This window comes from Methylomonas sp. 2F7, from assembly GCF_057126975.1.
This window is the reverse complement of the sequence record NZ_CP195203.1, coordinates 3,529,523-3,549,290: the sequence shown is the minus strand read 5'-3', so window position 1 is coordinate 3,549,290 and position 19,768 is coordinate 3,529,523. Positions and strand designations below refer to the sequence as shown.

Sequence of the window (19,768 nt, the reverse complement as noted above, 5' to 3'; positions counted from 1 at the left end):
ATTGATAGTGTTAAAGGCTTAAATCTAACGCGGTTTTAGCTAGGTGCTATTTTTACATGTACAGATTTTGATCGAGAGCGCCCGCAGCGCATATGCGTTTTTACGCTACTGTGCCCTGGTAGCCGATCATAAATCGCGGAAATAACCTTTACCGAAATTCCTGCCATGAATGAAATTCTAAAGTTTCTGACCGACAATAATTTTATGCCGCATGGCTATTGCCTGAGCTGGTCGCCGGGTTTGTTGTGGACCTTCGTGATTAGCGATGGCTTGATATTTTTGTCCTACTTTTTGCTGCCGGTTGCCTTGGGTTATTTCGCGCGGCATAGGCAGGATTTTCCGTATGTCCGGGTGTTATGGTTGTTTGTGGTGTTCATTCTGGCCTGCGGTACGACTCATCTGATGGATGTCGTGGTGATTTGGGAACCACTTTACGGACTAGATGCTTTTGCCAAAGTGGTGACGGCGATAGTCTCGGTGGTGACGGTGGCGGTGCTGATACCGCTGATTCCCAAAGCGCTGCAATTGCCCAGTCCTGCGCAGTTAAGCGAGGCCAACCAACGTTTGCAACTGGAAGTTGCCGAACGTGAACGGGTCGAACAGGCTTTGAAAGCGGCGAACGTGTTACTTGAGCAGGGTTTGGTGGCAGAACGCACTCAGTTGGCGGCACTAGTAAATTCTTCCGACGATGCGATTATCGGCAAAAATCTGGAGGGTATCGTCACCAGTTGGAATGCTGCGGCCGAACGTATCTTCGGTTACAGTGCCGCTGAGATTGTCGGCCAGCCGATTACGCTGCTGTTTCCAGCCGAACTACTGGCCACCGAAGCCGAGTTGCTACAGCGGATTGTGAACGGCGAGCGGATAAGCAACTACGAAACCCAAAGGTTGCGTAAGGACGGCAGCCGGATCGACGTCGCCGCGACGGTTTCGGCGATTAAGGACAGCGACGGCAAGGTCATCGGCGCGTCGAAGATTGTCCGCGACATCACGGAGCGCAAGCGTATCAAGGCAGCGTTGCAGGAAAGCGAGGCTAATTTTCGTAGGTTGTTCGATGTGGCGCCGGTGCCGATGGCATTGGTCGCCGCCGACGGTACCATGTTGGCTTTGAACCAGTCTATCGCTCGCTCCTTTGGTTATACCTTGTCCGATATCCCAACCGTCGAAGATTGGTGGCGCAAGGCGTATCCCGATCCGGTTTATCGGCAATCGGTTTTCGACAGCTGGCAGAATTTGCAGCGGCGCGCGGCGGAGCAGCAGGCCCCAATCGAGTCCCACGAATATCAGGTGACCTGTAAAAACGGCGAAGTGCGCACCGCCATCATCTCCGGCATTACGATGGGCGACAATTTATTGGCATCGCTGGTGGACATCACCGAGCGTAAGCGTGCGGAAGAGACGCTACGCAAATTATCTCTGGTGGTCGAGCAAAGTCCTGAGAGCATCGTTATCACCGATCTGGACGCGCGCATCGAATACGTCAACGAAGCGGTGATCCAAACCACCGGCTATTCGCGCGCGGAGCTGTTGGGCCAAAAAGCCAGTCTTTTGAAATCGGGCAAGACCAAGCCCGAGTATTTCGTCGAGCTTTGGGATAATTTGACTAACGGCCGGTCCTGGCAGGGTGAATTTATCAATAAGCGCAAGGATGGCCGCGAGTTTGTGGAGTCGGCTATCGTGGCGCCGGTTCGCCAGCAAGACGGGCGGATTAGTCATTACATGGCGATCAAGGACGACATCACTGAGAAGAAACAGATGCTTCAAGAGTTGGAGAACTATCGCGAACATCTGGAAGAATTGGTCGTTGAACGCACCGAACAGTTGGCCGATGCGATGCAAGCGGCGGAAGTGGCTAATGTATCGAAAAGTGCATTTTTGGCGAATATGAGCCATGAAATCCGCACGCCGATGAACGCCATTATCGGTTTGACGCATTTACTGCAAAATACCACGCTGGATGCCAAGCAGCGTGAGCAGCTGGCCAAGATTTCGGTCGCTGCCCAGCATTTACTGGGCATCATCAACGACATTCTGGATTTCTCCAAGATCGAAGCCGGCAAATTGGTTTTGGACATCGGCGATTTCGATCTTGACCAGGTTTTTAAAAATTTGAACGACTTGATTTGCGACCGCGCCGCCGAAAAAGGTTTGGAAGTGATAAACCGTATCGACCCGGCGCTGCCGGCGGTATTGCGGGGCGATGCGCTGCGGCTGGGGCAAATTTTGCTTAATTTTGCCAGTAATGCCGTCAAGTTTACCGATGCAGGGCACATCGTGTTTCGGGCTAAATTGATAGCCAAAAATCCGGTGGGGATTGTGGCACGATTCGAAATCAGCGACACCGGCATCGGTATGAATGCCGAGCAATGCAGCCGGTTATTTCAAGCCTTCGAGCAGGCGGATTCCACCACGTCGCGCCGCTTTGGCGGCACAGGTTTGGGGTTAGCTATCAGCAAACGCCTGATCGAAATGATGGGCGGCACGGTGGGAGTGGCGAGTGAGTTGGGACGCGGCAGTACGTTTTGGTTGGAGTTGCCTTTCGAGTATGCCGTGGGTTCCTCGCAGCAACTACCTAAGCCGGATATTCGTAAAGGTTTAAAAGTATTGGTGGTAGACGATGTGGCCGAGGCCCGCGAAGCCATCGCCCACATGCTGACTCGGTTCGAAGCGCGGGTGAGCGTGGCCGATTCCGGCTTGGCGGCCGTGCAAAATGTTGTCGATGCCCAGCCAACCGATTCACCATTCGATCTGGTATTGATGGACTGGATGATGCCGGGGATGGACGGCATTCAAACCGCGCACCGGATGGGCGAACTGTTTGGCGAGTCTTTACCGAAAATTGTCCTGGTGACTGCCTATAGTTACGACGGTAGCGCCGAGGAGTTGCGCAGCGCCGGGATTGTTGGGCATCTCGCCAAACCGGTGACGCTGTCAGCCTTACACGATACGATTGCCGGCGTACTGTCGGGATGGCGGCAAAAAACGCCTGCTGATACGCGGCGTCCCGACCTGTCTAGCCTGAAAGGCCGGCGGGTGTTGTTGGCCGAAGACAATCTGATCAATCAGGAAGTGGCTTTGGAGTTGTTGCAAGAGGCCGGTTTAGTGGTCGATTTGGCTGAAAATGGCCGGATCGCTTGCGATATGGCCGCTAAACAGCTGTACGACCTGATTCTGCTGGACGTGCAAATGCCGGAGATGGATGGCATCGCCGCCAGTTTGGTGATTCGGCGCATGCCGGGGCGGGAAAAAACACCAATATTGGCCATGACCGCCAATGCGTTCGACGAAGATAGACGTGCTTGCCTGAGCGCCGGGATGAATGATCACATCCCCAAACCGGTCAATCCGGAGGTGCTGTACGACGTGATATTACGCTGGATGCCGCCTTTGCCGCCCACCCAATCGGCCCAAGTTCATAAAACCTCGGATGAGCAAAACGACGGCAACGCGGCCCTGCACGAGCGCTTGGCGAATATCCCGGGCCTGGATTTACAGGCCGGTTTGCACAATCTGCAAAACAAGCTGCCGTTTTATTTGCGCCAGTTACGCCATTTCGTGCAGCGGCATGCGGCCGAAGCCGACAATATCCGGCAGTTATTGACTGTCGGCGATTGGGAATCCGCGCAAAGAGCCGCGCATTCCTTAAAAAGCAGTGCTGCAACCTTGGGGATAACCCACATCCGGCAGACCGCCGAGGGCATCGAAATGGCCTTAAAACAGCAAGCCGCCGCTGCGGTCGATTCTTTGCAGCGTCCGCTCAAACAATTGACTGAGCAACTCGCCTTGTTTATTACGCAGATTCTCGATGTGTTGCCGGCTGAGCGCGCGCTTCAAGAGATTTCGCCGTCCACCTATTCCGAGGAAGCTCTGCGTGCGGTGGTCGAAGGCCTTCGGATATTACTGGAGGAGGGCAATATTCAATCCCAAATTTATGTACAAAACCACCGGGAGCAACTACGGCAAGCTTTCGGCCACGAGGGTGTTGCGTCTTTGATGCGGCATGTCGAGGTGTTTGCTTTCGATCAAGCCTTGGACGTTTTGCAGCGCGATCCGCACCTTTAGCCGGCTCAGACGGGTTTACCCATTTTTACAATTTACCAGCGCCGATTGATACCTCTGTCGGCGATAATGCCGCTCTCGATCACCTGTCGCCGATTTTTTGCCGGAGTTGCAAAGTCATGTCCCAAGCTTATAAATTTTTTATTTCCCAGGCCTTGAAATATTGCCGCTCCCGCGCAGGCGGGAGCCCCGCGGCTATGCTGGATTCCGGCCTGCGCGGGAATGACGAGTCTAGGGAGTTTGAGAGCCGGATGAATAGGTCACGCCGTTTGATTTTTTGTTGCTCGCTTCTGCTGTTTGTCGCCTGTTCCTCCAGACCGCCGCTGCCCAGCCTGGAAGATCAGCAGGAAAAGTTGAGCGAGGTATTGGGCAATGGCGGCTACAAAACCGCACGGAATTTTGCGGTTGATGCTACGCACGATGTCTGGATTTATCAGCAAACGGAACTGGAAGTGGAACTGGTCGGGCCGAGTACGCCGGGAAGCTACCCGTTGATTATTTATCTGCCCAGCTTGGGCGAAGATGCGAAAGCCGGGCGTTTGTGGCGGGAAACCTGGGCCAAGGCCGGCTATCTGGTGTTTAGCATGCAGCCGGTGCCGGTTAGCCAAGCCTTGAAGGCCCTGGAGGCGGAACGGCGTTTCGATGACCCGGAGGAGATGCCGGACGACGAAAACGCGGAGCTGGCTGATGAAAACATGGAGTTGCGACCGGAGCCGGCTGGCGGCGGTTGGTTTGGTGACAAGCCGCGTCGGCAATCGCGAACGGCTCGGGAAAGCGAATTGCGTTACGTCGGCCATCAATACTTTGGCGTGGAGAATTTGAAGACTCGCTTGGCGCAATTATTTTGGGCCTATGCGCAGGTGCAAACTCGCGCCGGCTTACGGCAACCCTTGTATGCGTCCGCCGACTTCAGCAAGGTGATACTGGCTGGCTACGACCTGGGTGCGCAAACCGTGACGGCGGCTTTGGGCGAGAATTTCGGCAGCGGTTTGCCGCGCGCGGACCAACTCAAGCCGGTTGCGGCGATGGTGTTAAGCCCCTCGGTCGATTTGGCGGAAGGCAATGTGCGTAGCCGGTTTCAAGCTTTGCGTCTGCCGATGCTGACGATTACCGGCAGCGAAGATAACGATCCTTACGCGATCAGTTCCGCCGCCGTGCGCACGGCGGTTTGGGAACAGGCCCCGGCCGGCGGCAAATATCTGTTGTTATTACGCGGCGCCGGGCATCGCTTGCTGGCGGGCAATGAACTGGGTGGACGGTTTGGCTTGAGCGGGTCGAGGCGTGGAGAATTCGGCATGGGCGGCATGGATTCGGGTGGCGGTCCCGGTGGGCATGGCGGTGGTGGGCGGCGCGGCTCCGGTGGGGGCAGCCCCAATTTGGGTTTGTTCGGTAAGCCGGAACGCCAAGATCCCAACCTGGGTTATAAACAGGTCGCGGCTATCGCTAGTGTGTCCAGTGCTTTTCTGGATATGGTGATCAAAAAAGACGAGTTTGCTCAGGCTTGGCTAAATGAAAAAGCCGGTAAATGGCTGGAGAGGGCGGGTACTTTACAAACGCGATGAACATATTTAGCTGTTTATCAAATACCGCCGCTCCGGCCTTTGCCGGAATAATTAATTCACGGAGTTTAAGGGCCGGGTTAATAGGGCGAATTTTTGCATCGAAATGTTGGGCTATGTCGAGGCCGGCAAGCCCAACATCCGTCAAGCGATTATCAGACCGAAGCTTCGCGGCGGCGACCCAGCCAAAACAGCCCGGAGAAGCCGGATAAAGCCAACCAAATGGCCGGCGGTAGCGGCACCTGGGAGATGCTGACGTTGTCCACCCCAAAATTGAAAGGGCCGACGTTATCGGTTTCGGCAAAACGCAGGCGTAAGGTCTCGCCTTGATGCGCTTGTAGCAAGGTAGTGATGTCGATCAAGAAGGCGGTGTAGCCGGATTCAAGAGGATCGTCGGTATTGGTTTGAAATAGGTTCTGTAAAACAGTGGTACTAAACGGATCGACCGTGGTGCTCAAAATGTCGACGCGCGCTTGCTGGTTGAGATTAGTCGAGCCTGGCGTGCCGGTTGTTGCCCAATCCAGATGTCCCGGATTGTAATAGTTGTCAGCGGCGTTATTCAGATACAAAGAAAACGCCAGGCTGGTAATGCCCACGCCGGTCGGCACCACAAAGTCCTGATACAAGACATGGCTGCCGCCGACTTGGGCGTCGGTCATTGCCGCAAAACTACCTTCCACGGGTGCTGCTACCGAAAAACCGTTTTCCGGGCTGCTGGTCCCGCTTTGCTGAAAAAAACTACCTTCGCTACCGAGTTGATCGGCGCGGGTCCAGTTATTAAAACCCGACTCGAAACCGCCGTTTACTAACAAATTGGCCTGACTCGGCATGGAAAAGCTGCCGATCAATATCCCCAAGCATGCCACTGACTTTAAGTTGCTGAATGTGTTCATCACATGTTACTCCTGTTAGGTTTAAGGCTTACGGCTGATGCGGTAAATACTGCCGTCGGTTATGGATACAACGTACAAATTGCCGTCCGGGCCTTGCTCTATATCGGTGGTGGTGCCGAAGCCGCTGCCGATTTTTAAGGTTTCGCTTTCTGTGCCGTCGAATTTTTGCGCACGAAACAGATTGTCGGCGACTTTATCCGCCAAGCGCGGGTCGGCGCTGACATCGACATGCAATCTATCGGCCGTGAGCTTGATACGGTACAAGCTGCCGCCATTCGCACCCACTTGCGCGAAGCCTCTGGAAGAACCCATCCATAGCGTGCCGTTGTACTCAGCCCCGAGCGTATCGCCATCGACAAAAGCCGCGCCGGCCGGGCCAATCTCGTATTTCCAGCTCAGTTCGGGGTCGACATAGGTCGAGCCTGGCAGCGAGAACAGCCGCGCTTTGCCGAGCGCCGAGGTATAGGCAATGCGGGTTGGTGGGTAACGCACCTGCTGCATGGCGTTATTGAATTGGGTAGTTTCTATTGCCTTGAATTGCGCGATCCGGCTGGCGGGACCGGCAAACTGGATCCAGCCGCCATTCATGCCGGGAATCACGCGATTCAATTCGCTGAAGGCGTCGTCGGCATTTTCGGTTTCCCATAAATTACCTTTAACAGGATCAAACGCCATGCCAAATCCGTTGCGGTGACCGTAGGAATAAATCTTCTGAATATTGGCGCCCACTTCGCCGCCGATCCCCGCGCCGGTCGCGAAAAACGGATTATCTACCGGCGCATTGCCATTGGTATTGATGCGTAAAATCACGCCGGATAAGTGCTCGTCGTCCGGCTCCGGACCGCTATAGGTATCGTCTACTAACGGTGCTTTCAGGAATGGGCCGTTAGCAAGGTTCTGCATCCAGCCCCGGCGTCCCAGGTCTCCCGTGTAGACATACAGATGGTCGTCCGGGCCGAATTTGATTACCCCGCCGTTATGATTGCCTTGCGGATTGGCGTTGGCGCTGGGCGGTTGTCCGGCGACCTGGATGTTGTCGGTTTGCAGCGCGCGGAGCTTCAATATGTTTTGGTCGAATACCAAGCGTCCGCCGCCTGTAGGGTCCCAGCGAAAGCGGTCGATGCGGTTTCCCGAAAGCGGTACGTCCAAAACCGCCGTGGAATCGGCCCCGGTGCTGCTTTCGGTCCAGCGGATAAAGACTTCCGGCACCTCGGGAAATTGCGGGTGCAAAACCATGCTTAGCAGGCCGCGTTCGGAATTTGAATTGACCGCCAAGTCCAACACCGGTGTTGCTTGCACTGTTCCGTTGATCACCCGCTTGATTTGTCCGGAGGCTTTTTCCAGCACCAGCATATCGCTGGCCGCCAAAAACACCACGCCAATCGGCTGAGTAAGTCCGCTGACCGCCACACCGACCTGTAAATTAGGGTCCAGAACGGTGGCCGGAATCGAGTCGGCGTTGACTGGGCCGGCTAGAGCTGCGGCAATACTGATGGCCGTTGCCAAGGTCTTGAAAGGTAGGGTGTTGCGCTGTCGGGAGATAGATTGATGCGCGATGTTGCCGGGGAGTTGCAGCGATATTATTCGGTTCATAAGTATTGCCCTCGGGAAAGAAGAAGGAATGTGAAACCAATGCGAAGCGGATTGGCAAAACTTGGTTTATGCCTTAGCCAACGCTGTTTGTCGACTTACCTAACTGAAAAGCGTTAGTTTTTTACCCTGATCAACCCATTTGACAGCGAAACGGCACTAGCTTTCACAGTGGGTGAGTTCCGGTTTGTAGCACAAAGGTTCAATGGCGAAATATAAAAACTTACCGTGTCGGCAAGCCGCTTCAGTTGAATGCCCCGTGCCTTCTCGGAATTGTCATATCGGCATGCCTTGGGGGCAGAAGGGGGATGCCGAAATCCTGATTACGGGGCTAACGAGTTAGGTCCTGGCCAACCACTGGTCGCGTAACTTCTGTCGATGAATATACAGCCACTGGATGGCGAGGATGGGAATGCCGGATTCGATTTTGTCGTCTTCCAGCATTTGAAATACCTCATCGAATTTGACGGCTGTGACGCGGATGTCTTCATCTTCCTCGGCCAGGCCGTGAATGCCTCCCACTTTGCTGCTATCGACCCGGCCGCAGAACAGGGTAATCCACTCCGATGAGCCGCCGGGCGTGGTGAAGAACTGTTTTATTTCGATGAGTTCTTCTATCTCGCACCCGGCTTCCTCGCGGGCTTCGCGATAAGCGACTTCTTCAGCGGTTTCACCTGCTTCAATGGCGCCGGCCACAATTTCCAGCTGCCACGCCCGTTCCGGTTGCAGGACCGCGCCGACGCGGAACTGTTCTATCAACACCACTTCGTCGCGGTTCGGATCATACAGCAGCACGGCCACGCAATTGCCGCGGCGGAACAATTCCCGCTTTAAAGGGGGGCTCCAACCGCCGTTAAACAGCGTGTGTTTCAGGGTGTATTGCTCCAGCCGGAAAAAGCCTTCATAAACAACCTGCGTATCCAGTATTTGAAATTGTTTGTCGTTCATCGGCCGTAGGTTACCCGGTAGATGACGCCCAAGCTGTCGTCGCTGATCAACAAGCTGCCGTCCGGCATTTGAATAATGTCGTTCGGCCGTCCTAGTACTTGGCCTTCCGCTGTCAGCCAACCGCTGATGAAGGGTAGTTCATTATAGGCTTGGCCTTCACGGAATTTGACCACATTCACCTGATAACCTTGCGGTACGGTGCGATTCCAAGAGCCATGTTGGGCGACGAACAACTGCCGGAAATAAGTGTCCGGAAATTGTTTGCCGGTATAAAAACGCATGCCGAGCGGGGCAATGTGAGCTTTATATTTCCAGGCCGGGGCCTTGAATTTGTAGCATTGCTTGTCGCCTATATATTCCGGGTCTGGAATGGTTCCGGCATGGCAATACGGGAAGCCGAAATGCTCGCCTTTTTGGTTCCATTCGTTCAGTTCGTCCGGCGGCATGTCATCGCCCAGATAGTCGCGGCCGTTGTCATTGAAAAACAGATGGCCGCTGCGGGTTTCCCAATCGAACCCCACCGTGTTACGGATGCCGCGCGCTAGGATTTCCATATCGCTACCATCCGGGTCCAGGCGAATTAGCGAGCCGTAAATCGGTTTGTCCGGGTCGCAGACGTTACAAGGCGCGCCGACGGCGGTGTATAACTTGCCGTCGGGTCCGAAGCGCAGATATTTCCAGCCATGGTGGCGGTCGGAGGGAAACTGGTCGAATACCGTGACCGCTTTGGGCGGGCTGGCCAAGCGCTGACCAACCTCGTCGAAACGAATGATGCGGTGAATTTCCGCGACATACAACGTGCCGTCTTTGTAAGCCACGCCATTGGGTAGATTGAGCTGTTGAATGATCAGATATTTTTGTTCGGCAACACCGTCGCCATCCTTATCCTGTACCGCATAGACGCTGCCTTGGCGGGAACCGACATAGACCACGCCATTGTCGCCCAGCGCCATTTGCCGGGCATTGGGAACGTCGTCGGCAAATATTCTGATATTAAAACCCGGCGGCAGACGTAATTGTTTTAGCACGGCTTCTTGTTCGGGGGTGGCTGCCAAGCAAACCGGTACGGCGGCAAACAGCATCAACAGCGACTTTATAATTTTCATTTTTATGTCCCTCAAGTAAACTTTGGCAGATGTTAACACTCTATAGTCTTGAATTTAATCTTTCGGCTCCCCAGATTAAACCCACTTTATAACAACACAGGAAAGTTACGCCATGATGAGAATATTGCTGTTTTTGGCCACCAACGTGGCCATCATGATTGCGATCAGCATCATATTTAGTATATTTGGCTTGCAAGGCGCACTGGATGCTCAAGGCGTCAACTTGAACATCGAAGGCTTGCTGGCTATGTCGGCGGTCATCGGTATGACCGGTTCGGTGATTTCATTGTTCATGTCCAAATGGTCGGCTAAAAGTTCGATGGGTGTGCACGTTATCGAGCAGCCGCAAAACCAAACCGAACAATGGTTAATCAGCGTGGTCGAGCGCCAAGCCCGGCAAGCCGGAATCGGTATGCCGGAAGTGGGTATCTTCGATGCTCCGGAAGCCAACGCCTTTGCCACCGGCGCCAACCGTAACAATGCTTTGGTGGCGGTCAGTACCGGTTTGCTGCGCAGCATGAGTGCCGATGAAGTGGAAGCGGTGGTCGGTCACGAGATTAGCCATGTCGCCAACGGCGATATGGTGACGATGGCCCTGATGCAAGGCGTGGTAAATACCTTCGTTTATTTCTTCGCCACCATCATCGGCTACGTGGTGGACCGAGTCGTATTTAAAACCGAACGCGGTTACGGTCCGGCGTATTACGTGACGCAAATGGTCGCGCAAATCGCCTTGTCGATTTTGGCTTCGATGCTGGTGATGTGGTTCTCGCGTTACCGAGAATTCCGCGCCGATGCTGGCGGTGCGAATTTGGCCGGCCGGCAGAAAATGATCGGCGCCTTGCGTGCCTTACAACGTTCGCATGAGCCTGCTGAATTGCCCGGCGAATTGGCGGCATTTGGTATCAACGGTGGTGGCGTACAACGCTTGTTTATGAGCCATCCGCCTTTGGAAGAACGCATCGCCGCCTTGCAAAACATGCGTTAGATTGCTCCCCTGCCGCGCCGGATCTATCGGCGCGGCTTTTTTTATGGCCAATCAATTCATCCGCTTCAAACTTGATTTAAGTTACGACCAATATTTGGCCGTGTATCAAGGTATCGCCAAAACCGTGGTGACCGTCGCCGACGATGGGCGGCGCGTCGTGTTTCCGGCGGGCAATATTCAGCGTTATCTGACCAAAACAGGCATTCAGGGCCATTTTGAAATGGAACTGGCTGCCGGGAATAAATTTGTCGGCATCAAAAAATTGACTTAAACGTTCGGCAATTTACAAGCCTTTGAATCCACAGAGGAATTGTATGTCTTGATCGACCTACAACTCGCAGACTTGTTTTAGATAAATAATTTAGATGCGAGTTGAATCCAAACTGCTTAATATTCTAGCGTTCGAAATACTGGGCTTAGAGTAAGCTCCACAACTGTAAAATAAAACAAGATGGTTAGGAGGCAGTTATGAGTGAAAAACAATTGGCTGAAGAAATTATCCCGCCCAACGAATCCCAAGTGATAGAAGACCTAACGGCGCGGCTAAAAGCCAAAATTATCCAGGACAATCCCACCGGCATCATGCGCCGAGACGCACATCCCAAAATGCACGGTTTGGTCAAGGCTGAGTTTATTGTCGAGGCGGATTTGCCGGAAGAACTGAAAATTGGTCTTTTTAAAGAGCCAAAAACTTATCAAGCCTGGATCCGTTTTTCCAACGCCAGTGGCACGATCAATCCTGACCATGACAATGATATTCGCGGCATGGCCATCAAATTGATGGGCGTGCCCGGCGAGAAACTTCTGGACGCGGAAAAGCACGCGCAAACTCATGACTTGCTGTTGATCAGTGCCAGTCGCTTTGTGACCAAAGATGTTGAAGAGTTTGATGCCCTGGTCAAGGCGCTGACCGGCAGCGTATTGGCAAAAATCGTATTTTTCTTGAGCCATTGGCGGGTGGTATTCAACTTGTTGCGCAGCATGCACAAGTTCGCCAATCCGTTGCAGATTCGCTATTTCAGCGCCACGCCTTATTTGTTGGGTAGCCGGGCGGTTAAATATTCAGCCATTCCGCATGTCGCAGCTCCCGATAGCATTCCGAGCAAGCCGGCGGCCGATTATTTGCGTTTGGCAATGGTTAGACAGTTACAGTCTGGCGATGCGGTGTTTGACTTTGCCGTGCAACTGCAGACCGATCCCGAAGCGATGCCGATTGAAGATCCCGGCGTCGAATGGCCGGAAACGCTTTCGCCATTTCGTAAAGTGGCGACGATCAGGATTTTTCAACAGGTGTTCGACACTGAGGCGCAGAACACGTTTGGCGAGCATTTGTCCTTCACCCCCTGGCATGCCTTGCCGGAACACCGGCCGCTGGGCGGCGTCAATCGGGCGCGCAAAATCATTTATAACGCGATTTCTACGTTTCGGCACGAAGCAAACAAGGTGCCCAGAATGGAGCCAAATAGTTGGGATATTTAACGGCAATTCAAAGAGGCTAACTGGGGCTTTTGGTCTAAACGCTGATATGGGTTAAGGTGGTCAAAAACTCTTCGGTTTAAGCAATATGTCCAAACCCACAGACCAGCATTCGGAACACAGGCGCTTGTTGAATATCTTCAGTGGCTCGGTTGGCAACCTGGTGGAATATTTTGATTGGGCCATTTACGCCGCGTTTGCCTTGTACTTTGCCCCGGCTTTTTTCCCGGAAACCGATCAAACCGCCCAGTTGCTGAACAATGCCGCGATATTTGCGGTGGGCTTTATTTTTCGGCCTTTGGGCGGATGGTTGCTGGGTAGTCTGGCGGACCGGAAGGGTCGCAAAAGCGCTTTGCTGTTTTCGGTCAGCTTGATGTGTTTGGGGTCGTTAATCATCGCCTGCACGCCGGGCTATGCGGTGATCGGCATGTGGGCGCCGGCCTTGTTGCTGTTCGCCCGCATGTTGCAAGGCTTCAGCATCGGCGGCGAATACGGCAGTTCCGCCACTTATTTGAGCGAGATGGCGGCACCACGGCGACGCGGTTACTACTCCAGTTTTCAATATGTCACGATTGTCCTGGGGCAAATTCTGGCTCTGGGTTTATTAATGCTTTTGCAAAAATGCCTATTGAGCAGCGAGCAACTGCACGCTTGGGGTTGGCGTATCGGCTTTATCGTCGGCGGTTTGCTGGCTGTGGTGGCGATGGGCCTGCGCGGCAATATGGCCGAAACCAAGGCCTTCATCGAGCAGCATACATATCCGGCCCGGCACCCCAAACTACGTGAGCTGCTGAACTATCCCAAACCGGTAATGACCGTGGTGGCTTTGACCGCCGGCGGGACCTTGTCGTACTACACCTTCACCGTCTACATGCAAAAGTACCTGGTCAACACCACCGGCTTTAGTAAGGACGATGCCACCACAATCTGCACGCTGGCCTTGATCGTCTTCATGTTGATTCAACCGTTGTTCGGCCTGATCTCTGACTATGTCGGCCGCCGCACGATGTTGATCGCCTTCGGTGTCGGCGCTACCCTGTTTACTGCACCATTGCTTGATCTATTGGGGCACGCGCAAACGATGGAATCCGCGTTGGGATGGTATGTCTGCGCATTGCTGATTGTCTCCGGTTACTCATCGGTGAATGCCATCGTTAAAGCCGAAATGTTTCCGGTGCATATTCGGGCCTTGGGGGTGGGCTTTCCCTATGCGCTGACCGTGGCAATATTCGGCGGCACCGCCGAGTATCTGGCTCTTTGGCTGAAAAGTCTGGGTCACGCGGAATGGTTTGCCTACTACGTCAGCGCGTGCGCGGCCGTGTCGATGCTGGTGGCCTTCACGATGAAAGAGCCTATGCAGGTGTCGTGCTTGGATCATTGATGAATGGATAGCTGGGCTGGCGACTTGTCCATGAGCACAACCAATGAGCCAATTCGGCGCGCTGCTAACCGCAGTAACAGGGAATGTTAGTCGGCTGATTCAGACGCTAAAGCGGCCCTTGACCATTTCCAACAGCAAAGATACGTACTTGTGAAGTTGACGGTGCCTATATGAGAAAGCGCCACAAACAGGACGCTTGATTATTCAAGGGCTAGATTGACCGCAAAGACAGTAAACTTTTTACCGCCCAATAATAATTGAGGCAAAGTAGGCTTAGTGCTTACGGCTTTTTTAATCGAGAAATCCTAATAAGCTTGTTCCAAGTAAGCAGAAGAATAATGTTAATCGCACAGGCGTTTCGTAAGCTTGAGCGCAGTCAACTTGAACGCTTGGTTAGATGCTGAGCGGAAAGAGTGGCGGTTTTGGCAATGTAGACAAAACTCGACAAAGCGAAATTCTAAGGTAAATTTTCTACCCTTAACCAAGCTTTGAGCTAGAGGCTGGCTATTGATTGATACTTTAGGAGGAATCATGGGACCGTATTACAGAGGTACGTCGCAAAGTACCGGCGCGTTTTTTGACATGTTTTATCAGCATCCGATCTTAATGTTGGTTTTGGTAGTAGCCACGATTGGCGCAGGTTTTTTATTGATGCGCGGAAAAAAGTCCGAATAAAGCAGCTGTTTTTAGTTTGTGGAACCAAGCTTACTGGAGCTGATCAAGCTCCAGCCTGCGTAGTTTAGGCGCCCATTTAGCCGTAATCGCCACTACCAACAGGGTCATGCCGCCGCCAAAAACTACTGACGGCACCAAGCCCAGCAGCCGCGCGGCAACCCCTGATTCGAATGCGCCCAGTTCGTTAGACGAGCCTATGAATATGCCGTTGATCGCCGCTACTCTGCCACGCATGGTATCCGGGGTGGCCAATTGCATGATGGTAGTACGCATCACCACCGATACCCCGTCGCAGACGCCGGATAACAGTAAGGCCAGGCCAGCCACCCAAAAATTTGTTGAAAGCGCAAAGCCGATCATGCACAGGCCAAAGCCCGCGACCGCAACCAATAACCAACGTCCGGCGTGCTTATTAAGCGGATACCTGGCCAAGAATAAGCCGGTCATGACTGCGCCGACGGCGGGTGCGGCGCGTAAAATCCCCAGACCTTCCGGGCCATAATGAAATATGTCGTGAATGAAGGCCGGCAGCATGGCGACCGCGCCGCCAAACAACACGGCAAACATATCCAGCGACTGCGCGCCAAGGATGATCTGGTTATTGAATACAAAGCGCAGGCCTTCGGCGATACTGGTAAAAATCGGCGCACTTTGCGCGGCCGGCGGTTCCTTGATGCGCAACGACAGCAAAGCCAGCGCCGCCAGCACGCATAAACCTCCGGATATACCATAAGCTACCGTCTTGCCGGCCCAGCCGACCAGAACGCCACCCAGTGCCGGGCCGGCTACCAGAGCAAATTGAAACACCGAGCTCCCCAGCCCAGCTGCCCGCGCATAGTGTTCGCGTTGCAAAACCAGGGCGAACAGTGCGCTGTAAGATGGGCCGATAAAGGCGCGCGCCACGCCGGTGACGGCTATGGAGCCATACATCAATGCTAACGGGTTGTCGGGGATCCATTGCGCCGCGATGGCGGTCAAGGTCAGGGCATTCAGACATAACAGCATACACGCCGAAATCGCAAACCAGCGCCGTGAGTAATGATCGACGGCGTAACCGGCGAACAGTGCGCTGCAAAAATACGGGATCACTTCGGCCAGACCGATCAGGCCTAGTGCCAGTGGATCGTGCGTCAGTTCGTAGATATGCCAACCCACCACAATCGCCACGATTTGATAGGCCAGCACGATGAGCACGCGAAAAATTAAGAGTTTTAGAAACGCGGGATTTGAAGTGCCTAAAAAACGCATGAATGTCCAGTTTTGAAATACAGCCGGCTCCAGCTGTATGGTCGAATTTACTATAGTTTCCCCACTTCAAGTTTCGGCACATCTGCTCCCTCGCACTTATGGATGGGGCAGGGGTGAGGGAATCGAAAAAGCGAAGTTTGAGGTGTGATGACTATAACGGGTTGATTGATCCCGGCCAAATAGTCTGTGATTTCGCTCAGCGCTGCCGAAATTGAATATCGCCAAATAAAGCCTTTTGCTCGCGCGGTTGGCACCGCCAGTATTGCGGCGGCGCGTTCACTTGCCCGCCCAGCTTGGCGGCGGCATGCCAAGGCCAGCGTGGATCGTACAGAATACCGCGTGCCAAACCCACCATATCGGCCCGGCCGTCGGCGACGATGGCTTCGGCTTCTTCAGCTTCGGTGATCAGACCAACGGCGATGGTAGGCAGGCCGGTTTCAGCGCGGATGCTTGCCGCCAGCGGTACTTGATAATTGGGGCCGACCGGGATTTTTTGCAGTGGCGACAGGCCGCCGCTGGAGACATGGATAAATGCGCAGCCGCGCGTTTGTAAGGCGTTAGCAAAGATCACGCTTTGCGCTAAGTCCCAGCCGCCGTCCACCCAGTCGGTCGCGGAGATCCGCACGCCGATGGGCATTTGGGTTGGCACTGCGTCCCGCATCGCCTCGAACACCGCCAGTGGAAAACGCATGCGGTTTTCCAGCGAGCCGCCGTATTCGTCGTGGCGCTGATTCGACAAGGGCGAGAGAAATTCGTGCAGCAAATAGCCGTGAGCGGCATGAATCTCGATGGCGTCGAGGCCCAGTTTATGCGCGCGCTTTGCAGCCGACGCAAATGCCTGCAGGATGCGTTGCAAACCGGTCGCATCAAGCGCGGTCGGCTTCGAGTCGTCCGGCATAAAGCCCAACGCCGATGGGGCAACCGTCTGCCAGCCGCCCTGTTCGGTATTGACCAGACCGCCGCCGTCCCAAGGCGCGGCGGTGGAAGCCTTGCGACCGGCGTGCGCCAGTTGAATCGCAATGGGTATGTTCGAATATTTTCGCACCGCGCTTAAAACGCGGGCCAGTGCAGCTTCGGTCGCGTCCGACCAGAGGCCGAGATCGGCCGGTGAGATGCGGCCTTCCGGTTCTACGGCGGTGGCTTCAATAATCAACAAGCCAGCGCCAGACATCGCCAAATTGCCTAGATGTATTAAATGCCAATCGTTGGCTTCGCCGTTGACCGCCGAATACTGACACATCGGCGCAATGACGATACGGTTGGGCAGCGTAACCGAGCCGATGGAATATGGAGAAAAAAGCTGACTCATATCAGTGTCCCTGTGGAATGGAGAGTGTCGCAACCGTTGTAATGCAGTCTACGAGGTCGATTCGTACTTGGCAATTGCTAGATTAATCAAGATGAATCGGCGTCTGTAACGAGGCTGGTTGTGACTGACGTTGCCCGGAATCGTAGCGGCTATTGCCGTTTTCGCTGCAACTGAGCCCGGCTTGCTATAATGCCGGCTTTTCCAAATCATCGGGTCGATAATTGTGGACGTTAAACAGTACATGCAGCAATTGGGGCAACAGGCCAGAGCGGCTGGCCGCGAGATCAGCAAGGCCGAAAGCGGGCGGAAAAATAATGCTTTGTTGAAAATCGCCGAGGCTATTGCCGTAGGCAGTGCCGAAATTGCCAGCGAAAATCGCAAAGACTTGGAAGCCGGTAAACAGAATGGTATGGATCCGGCGTCGTTGGACCGTCTGGAACTGACGCCGGCCCGCATCCAGGCGATGATAGAAGGTCTGAAACAGGTTGCCGCGCTGCCCGATCCAGTCGGGGAAATTACCAACCTTAACTACCAGCCCAGCGGTATTCAGGTCGGACAAATGCGGGTGCCTTTGGGAGTGATCGGCATCATTTACGAATCCCGGCCCAACGTCACCGTCGATGCGGCAGCTTTGTGCTTGAAGTCTGGCAATGCCTGTGTTTTGCGTGGTGGTTCCGAGTCGATTCATTCCAATCGGGCGATTGCGGTGTGCATCGCCAGCGGTTTGGCCGCTGCCGGCTTGCCGCAGCAGGCTGTGCAAGTGGTGGAAACCACCGATAGGGCCGCAGTCGGTGAATTGATCACGATGAAGGATTATGTTGATGTGATCGTGCCGCGCGGCGGCAAAAGTCTAATCGAACGTATCAGTGGCGAAGCGACCATCCCGGTCATCAAGCATCTGGACGGCATTTGCCATGTCTATATTGATGGCAAAGCCGACTTGGATAAAGCGGTGGCGATTGCCATGAACGCGAAAACCCATCGTTACGGCGTCTGTAATGCGATGGAAACCTTGCTGGTGGCGGAAAGCATTGCCGCCACGGTGTTGCCGATTTTGGCTGAACAATACACAGAAAAAAACGTGGAACTCCGCGGTTGTTTGAAAACCTGTTCCTTGATCAAAACTGCCGTGCGCGCCACCGAGGAAGATTGGCATACCGAATATTTGGCGCCGATTTTGTCTATCAAGATTGTTGCGGACATCGACGAGGCGATTGCGCATATCAACACCTACAGCTCGGCGCATACTGAGGCCATTGTCACCGAGGATTACACCTTAGCGCGGCGCTTTTTGCGGGAAGTGGATTCTAGTTCGGTGATGGTCAACGCCTCCACTCGGTTTGCCGACGGCTTTGAGTACGGTTTGGGGGCGGAGATTGGCATTAGCACCGACAAATTGCACGCTCGCGGTCCGGTTGGGTTACATGGTTTAACCTCATTGAAATTCATCGTGTTGGGCGACGGCCATATCCGCCAATAATGATTGGGGTATACGGCGGCACGTTTAATCCGGTCCACTACGGCCATTTGCGCACCGCGCTGGAAGTGAAAGAGCTGTTCGAGTTGGAGCAGCTGCGTCTGATTCCCTGCCGCGTGCCTGCGCATCGCCAAGAACCCGACGTGCCGGCGCACTTGCGTTTGCAAATGCTGGAAGCCGCTGTCGCCGATACTCACGGCCTTAGCGTGGATAGACGCGAGTTGGATAGGGAGGGGCCCTCGTATATGGTGGATACGCTGCATTCCTTGCGTAACGAAATAGGCAATACACCGCTGTTGCTGTTTATCGGTGCCGATGCCTTTGCCGGTTTGGAGCGCTGGCACCAATGGCAGCGCTTATTCGATTATGCGCACATCGTGGTCATGACCCGACCTGGCTATGCAGGACTGGAGCTGTCGGCGTTTTTACAGGAGCGAATCGCCGAGGACCGGACGCAGTTTAGTCGGCAGACAGCCGGGCTTTTAACGTTCCAAGAAGTCACTGCGCTGGCGATTTCAGCCACCGCCATCCGCGAACTGGTGGCTGCCGGACGCGATCCACAATTTTTACTGCCGGACCGGGTCATCGAATTGATTCGGCGGCATCGTTTATATCAACCCCCCATTCATCTCACAGGAAATTGAATGCAAACAGAAGCATTACTAAAGCTGGTCGAAACCGAGCTCGACGACCGCAAAGGCCTTAACATCAAGACTATCGATGTGCGCGGCAAAACCAGTATTACCGATTATATGGTCATCGCCACCGGTACTTCGTCCCGGCACGCCAAGTCGCTGTGCGACTATGTGATGGAAAAGGTCAAGGAGCAGGGACAGCAGCCGTTGGGGTTGGAAGGAGACCAAAGTTCAGACTGGATCTTGTTGGACTTGGGCGATGTAATCGTGCATGTGATGACCGGTCAAGCCCGCGAACTGTATCAGCTGGAAAAACTGTGGTCAGTGGCAGGCGACAAGACGCATAGTTAGTTTTCTCCGCGAATTGCCGAAAGAAATTTCCAGCGGACCAAGGGCAGAATTTGTCATCCGCCCTCAAGAAAAA

Annotated in this window: 16 protein-coding genes; 10 read left to right on the top strand and 6 right to left on the bottom strand. The window is 54.1% G+C overall.

Annotated features, from left to right (window positions below):
• Positions 1-165 precede the first annotated feature (165 nt).
• On the top strand, positions 166-4,062 hold the full coding sequence (locus ACR64Q_RS15925) for a PAS domain-containing hybrid sensor histidine kinase/response regulator (protein ID WP_313732425.1): 3,897 nt from the start codon (positions 166-168) through the stop codon (positions 4,060-4,062).
• A gap of 248 nt (positions 4,063-4,310) precedes the next feature.
• On the top strand, positions 4,311-5,621 hold the full coding sequence (locus ACR64Q_RS15920) for an alpha/beta hydrolase (RefSeq protein ID WP_155931109.1): 1,311 nt from the start codon (positions 4,311-4,313) through the stop codon (positions 5,619-5,621).
• Positions 5,622-5,773: 152 nt separating this feature from the next.
• Here ACR64Q_RS15920 and ACR64Q_RS15915 read toward each other — a convergent pair whose 3' ends face one another.
• From ACR64Q_RS15915 to ACR64Q_RS15900, 4 genes are all read right to left on the bottom strand, one after another.
• On the bottom strand, positions 5,774-6,511 hold the full coding sequence (locus tag ACR64Q_RS15915) for a hypothetical protein (RefSeq protein WP_313732424.1): 738 nt from the start codon (positions 6,509-6,511) through the stop codon (positions 5,774-5,776).
• A gap of 21 nt (positions 6,512-6,532) precedes the next feature.
• Positions 6,533-8,104 (bottom strand): PQQ-dependent sugar dehydrogenase, encoded by a 1,572-nt coding sequence (locus tag ACR64Q_RS15910; protein ID WP_026601972.1) that lies wholly within the window; start codon positions 8,102-8,104, stop codon positions 6,533-6,535.
• 336 nt (positions 8,105-8,440) lie between these two features.
• Positions 8,441-9,049 (bottom strand): NUDIX domain-containing protein, encoded by a 609-nt coding sequence (locus ACR64Q_RS15905; protein WP_026601971.1) that lies wholly within the window; start codon positions 9,047-9,049, stop codon positions 8,441-8,443.
• Positions 9,046-10,155: a PQQ-dependent sugar dehydrogenase gene (locus tag ACR64Q_RS15900; RefSeq protein ID WP_020484992.1), complete on the bottom strand. Its 1,110-nt coding sequence runs from the start codon at positions 10,153-10,155 to the stop codon at positions 9,046-9,048. Before ACR64Q_RS15900 ends, ACR64Q_RS15905 begins: the two co-directional genes overlap by 4 nt.
• Positions 10,156-10,267: 112 nt before the next feature.
• Here ACR64Q_RS15900 and htpX point away from each other — a divergent pair, with 112 nt between their 5' ends.
• From htpX to ACR64Q_RS15875, 5 genes are all read left to right on the top strand, one after another.
• Complete coding sequence (htpX, locus tag ACR64Q_RS15895) at positions 10,268-11,143, top strand: protease HtpX (RefSeq protein ID WP_026601970.1); 876 nt, start codon at positions 10,268-10,270, stop codon at positions 11,141-11,143.
• Between the two features lie 43 nt (positions 11,144-11,186).
• A complete protein-coding gene (locus ACR64Q_RS15890; RefSeq protein WP_313732423.1) occupies positions 11,187-11,414 on the top strand; it encodes a DUF2835 domain-containing protein in 228 nt (75 codons plus the stop codon).
• A 197-nt stretch (positions 11,415-11,611) separates the two neighbouring features.
• The gene (locus ACR64Q_RS15885; RefSeq protein WP_026601967.1) at positions 11,612-12,622 is read left to right on the top strand and encodes a catalase family protein; all 1,011 of its coding nucleotides are present in this window, start codon (positions 11,612-11,614) and stop codon (positions 12,620-12,622) included.
• An 85-nt stretch (positions 12,623-12,707) separates the two neighbouring features.
• Positions 12,708-14,000: an MFS transporter gene (locus tag ACR64Q_RS15880; protein ID WP_026601966.1), complete on the top strand. Its 1,293-nt coding sequence runs from the start codon at positions 12,708-12,710 to the stop codon at positions 13,998-14,000.
• Positions 14,001-14,531: 531 nt separating this feature from the next.
• A complete protein-coding gene (locus tag ACR64Q_RS15875) occupies positions 14,532-14,675 on the top strand; it encodes a hypothetical protein (RefSeq protein ID WP_197026947.1) in 144 nt (47 codons plus the stop codon).
• A 30-nt stretch (positions 14,676-14,705) separates the two neighbouring features.
• On the opposite strand, the gene ACR64Q_RS15870 is transcribed toward ACR64Q_RS15875, so the two are convergent.
• Positions 14,706-15,923 carry an MFS transporter gene (locus ACR64Q_RS15870; protein ID WP_026601965.1) on the bottom strand — a complete coding sequence of 406 codons (1,218 nt, stop codon included), beginning with the start codon at positions 15,921-15,923 and terminating at the stop codon, positions 14,706-14,708.
• Between the two features lie 196 nt (positions 15,924-16,119).
• Entirely contained in the window at positions 16,120-17,232 is a 1,113-nt protein-coding gene (locus ACR64Q_RS15865) for an NADH:flavin oxidoreductase/NADH oxidase (protein ID WP_026601964.1), read from the bottom strand.
• Between the two features lie 241 nt (positions 17,233-17,473).
• Between ACR64Q_RS15865 and ACR64Q_RS15860 the strand changes: the two genes are divergently transcribed.
• From ACR64Q_RS15860 to rsfS, 3 genes are read left to right on the top strand one after another with little or no spacing between them, the layout of a single operon-like run.
• Positions 17,474-18,712 (top strand): glutamate-5-semialdehyde dehydrogenase, encoded by a 1,239-nt coding sequence (locus tag ACR64Q_RS15860; protein ID WP_409521191.1) that lies wholly within the window; start codon positions 17,474-17,476, stop codon positions 18,710-18,712.
• Positions 18,712-19,353, top strand: a complete 642-nt coding sequence (nadD, locus tag ACR64Q_RS15855; protein ID WP_026601962.1) for a nicotinate-nucleotide adenylyltransferase — start codon at positions 18,712-18,714, stop codon at positions 19,351-19,353. The genes ACR64Q_RS15860 and nadD overlap by 1 nt, the downstream gene beginning before the upstream one ends.
• Positions 19,354-19,695, top strand: coding sequence for a ribosome silencing factor (gene rsfS, locus ACR64Q_RS15850; protein ID WP_026601961.1), 342 nt, complete (start codon positions 19,354-19,356; stop codon positions 19,693-19,695).
• The last annotated feature ends 73 nt before the right edge of the window (positions 19,696-19,768 follow it).

Coding starts and splice junctions, on each gene's coding strand:
- ACR64Q_RS15925 (WP_313732425.1), top strand. CDS start 166: ATGAATGAAATTCTAAAGTTTCTGACCGACAATAATTTTATGCCGCAT.
- ACR64Q_RS15920 (WP_155931109.1), top strand. CDS start 4,311: ATGAATAGGTCACGCCGTTTGATTTTTTGTTGCTCGCTTCTGCTGTTT.
- ACR64Q_RS15915 (WP_313732424.1), bottom strand. CDS start 6,511: ATGAACACATTCAGCAACTTAAAGTCAGTGGCATGCTTGGGGATATTG.
- ACR64Q_RS15910 (WP_026601972.1), bottom strand. CDS start 8,104: ATGAACCGAATAATATCGCTGCAACTCCCCGGCAACATCGCGCATCAA.
- ACR64Q_RS15905 (WP_026601971.1), bottom strand. CDS start 9,049: ATGAACGACAAACAATTTCAAATACTGGATACGCAGGTTGTTTATGAA.
- ACR64Q_RS15900 (WP_020484992.1), bottom strand. CDS start 10,155: ATGAAAATTATAAAGTCGCTGTTGATGCTGTTTGCCGCCGTACCGGTT.
- htpX (WP_026601970.1), top strand. CDS start 10,268: ATGATGAGAATATTGCTGTTTTTGGCCACCAACGTGGCCATCATGATT.
- ACR64Q_RS15890 (WP_313732423.1), top strand. CDS start 11,187: ATGGCCAATCAATTCATCCGCTTCAAACTTGATTTAAGTTACGACCAA.
- ACR64Q_RS15885 (WP_026601967.1), top strand. CDS start 11,612: ATGAGTGAAAAACAATTGGCTGAAGAAATTATCCCGCCCAACGAATCC.
- ACR64Q_RS15880 (WP_026601966.1), top strand. CDS start 12,708: ATGTCCAAACCCACAGACCAGCATTCGGAACACAGGCGCTTGTTGAAT.
- ACR64Q_RS15875 (WP_197026947.1), top strand. CDS start 14,532: ATGGGACCGTATTACAGAGGTACGTCGCAAAGTACCGGCGCGTTTTTT.
- ACR64Q_RS15870 (WP_026601965.1), bottom strand. CDS start 15,923: ATGCGTTTTTTAGGCACTTCAAATCCCGCGTTTCTAAAACTCTTAATT.
- ACR64Q_RS15865 (WP_026601964.1), bottom strand. CDS start 17,232: ATGAGTCAGCTTTTTTCTCCATATTCCATCGGCTCGGTTACGCTGCCC.
- ACR64Q_RS15860 (WP_409521191.1), top strand. CDS start 17,474: ATGCAGCAATTGGGGCAACAGGCCAGAGCGGCTGGCCGCGAGATCAGC.
- nadD (WP_026601962.1), top strand. CDS start 18,712: ATGATTGGGGTATACGGCGGCACGTTTAATCCGGTCCACTACGGCCAT.
- rsfS (WP_026601961.1), top strand. CDS start 19,354: ATGCAAACAGAAGCATTACTAAAGCTGGTCGAAACCGAGCTCGACGAC.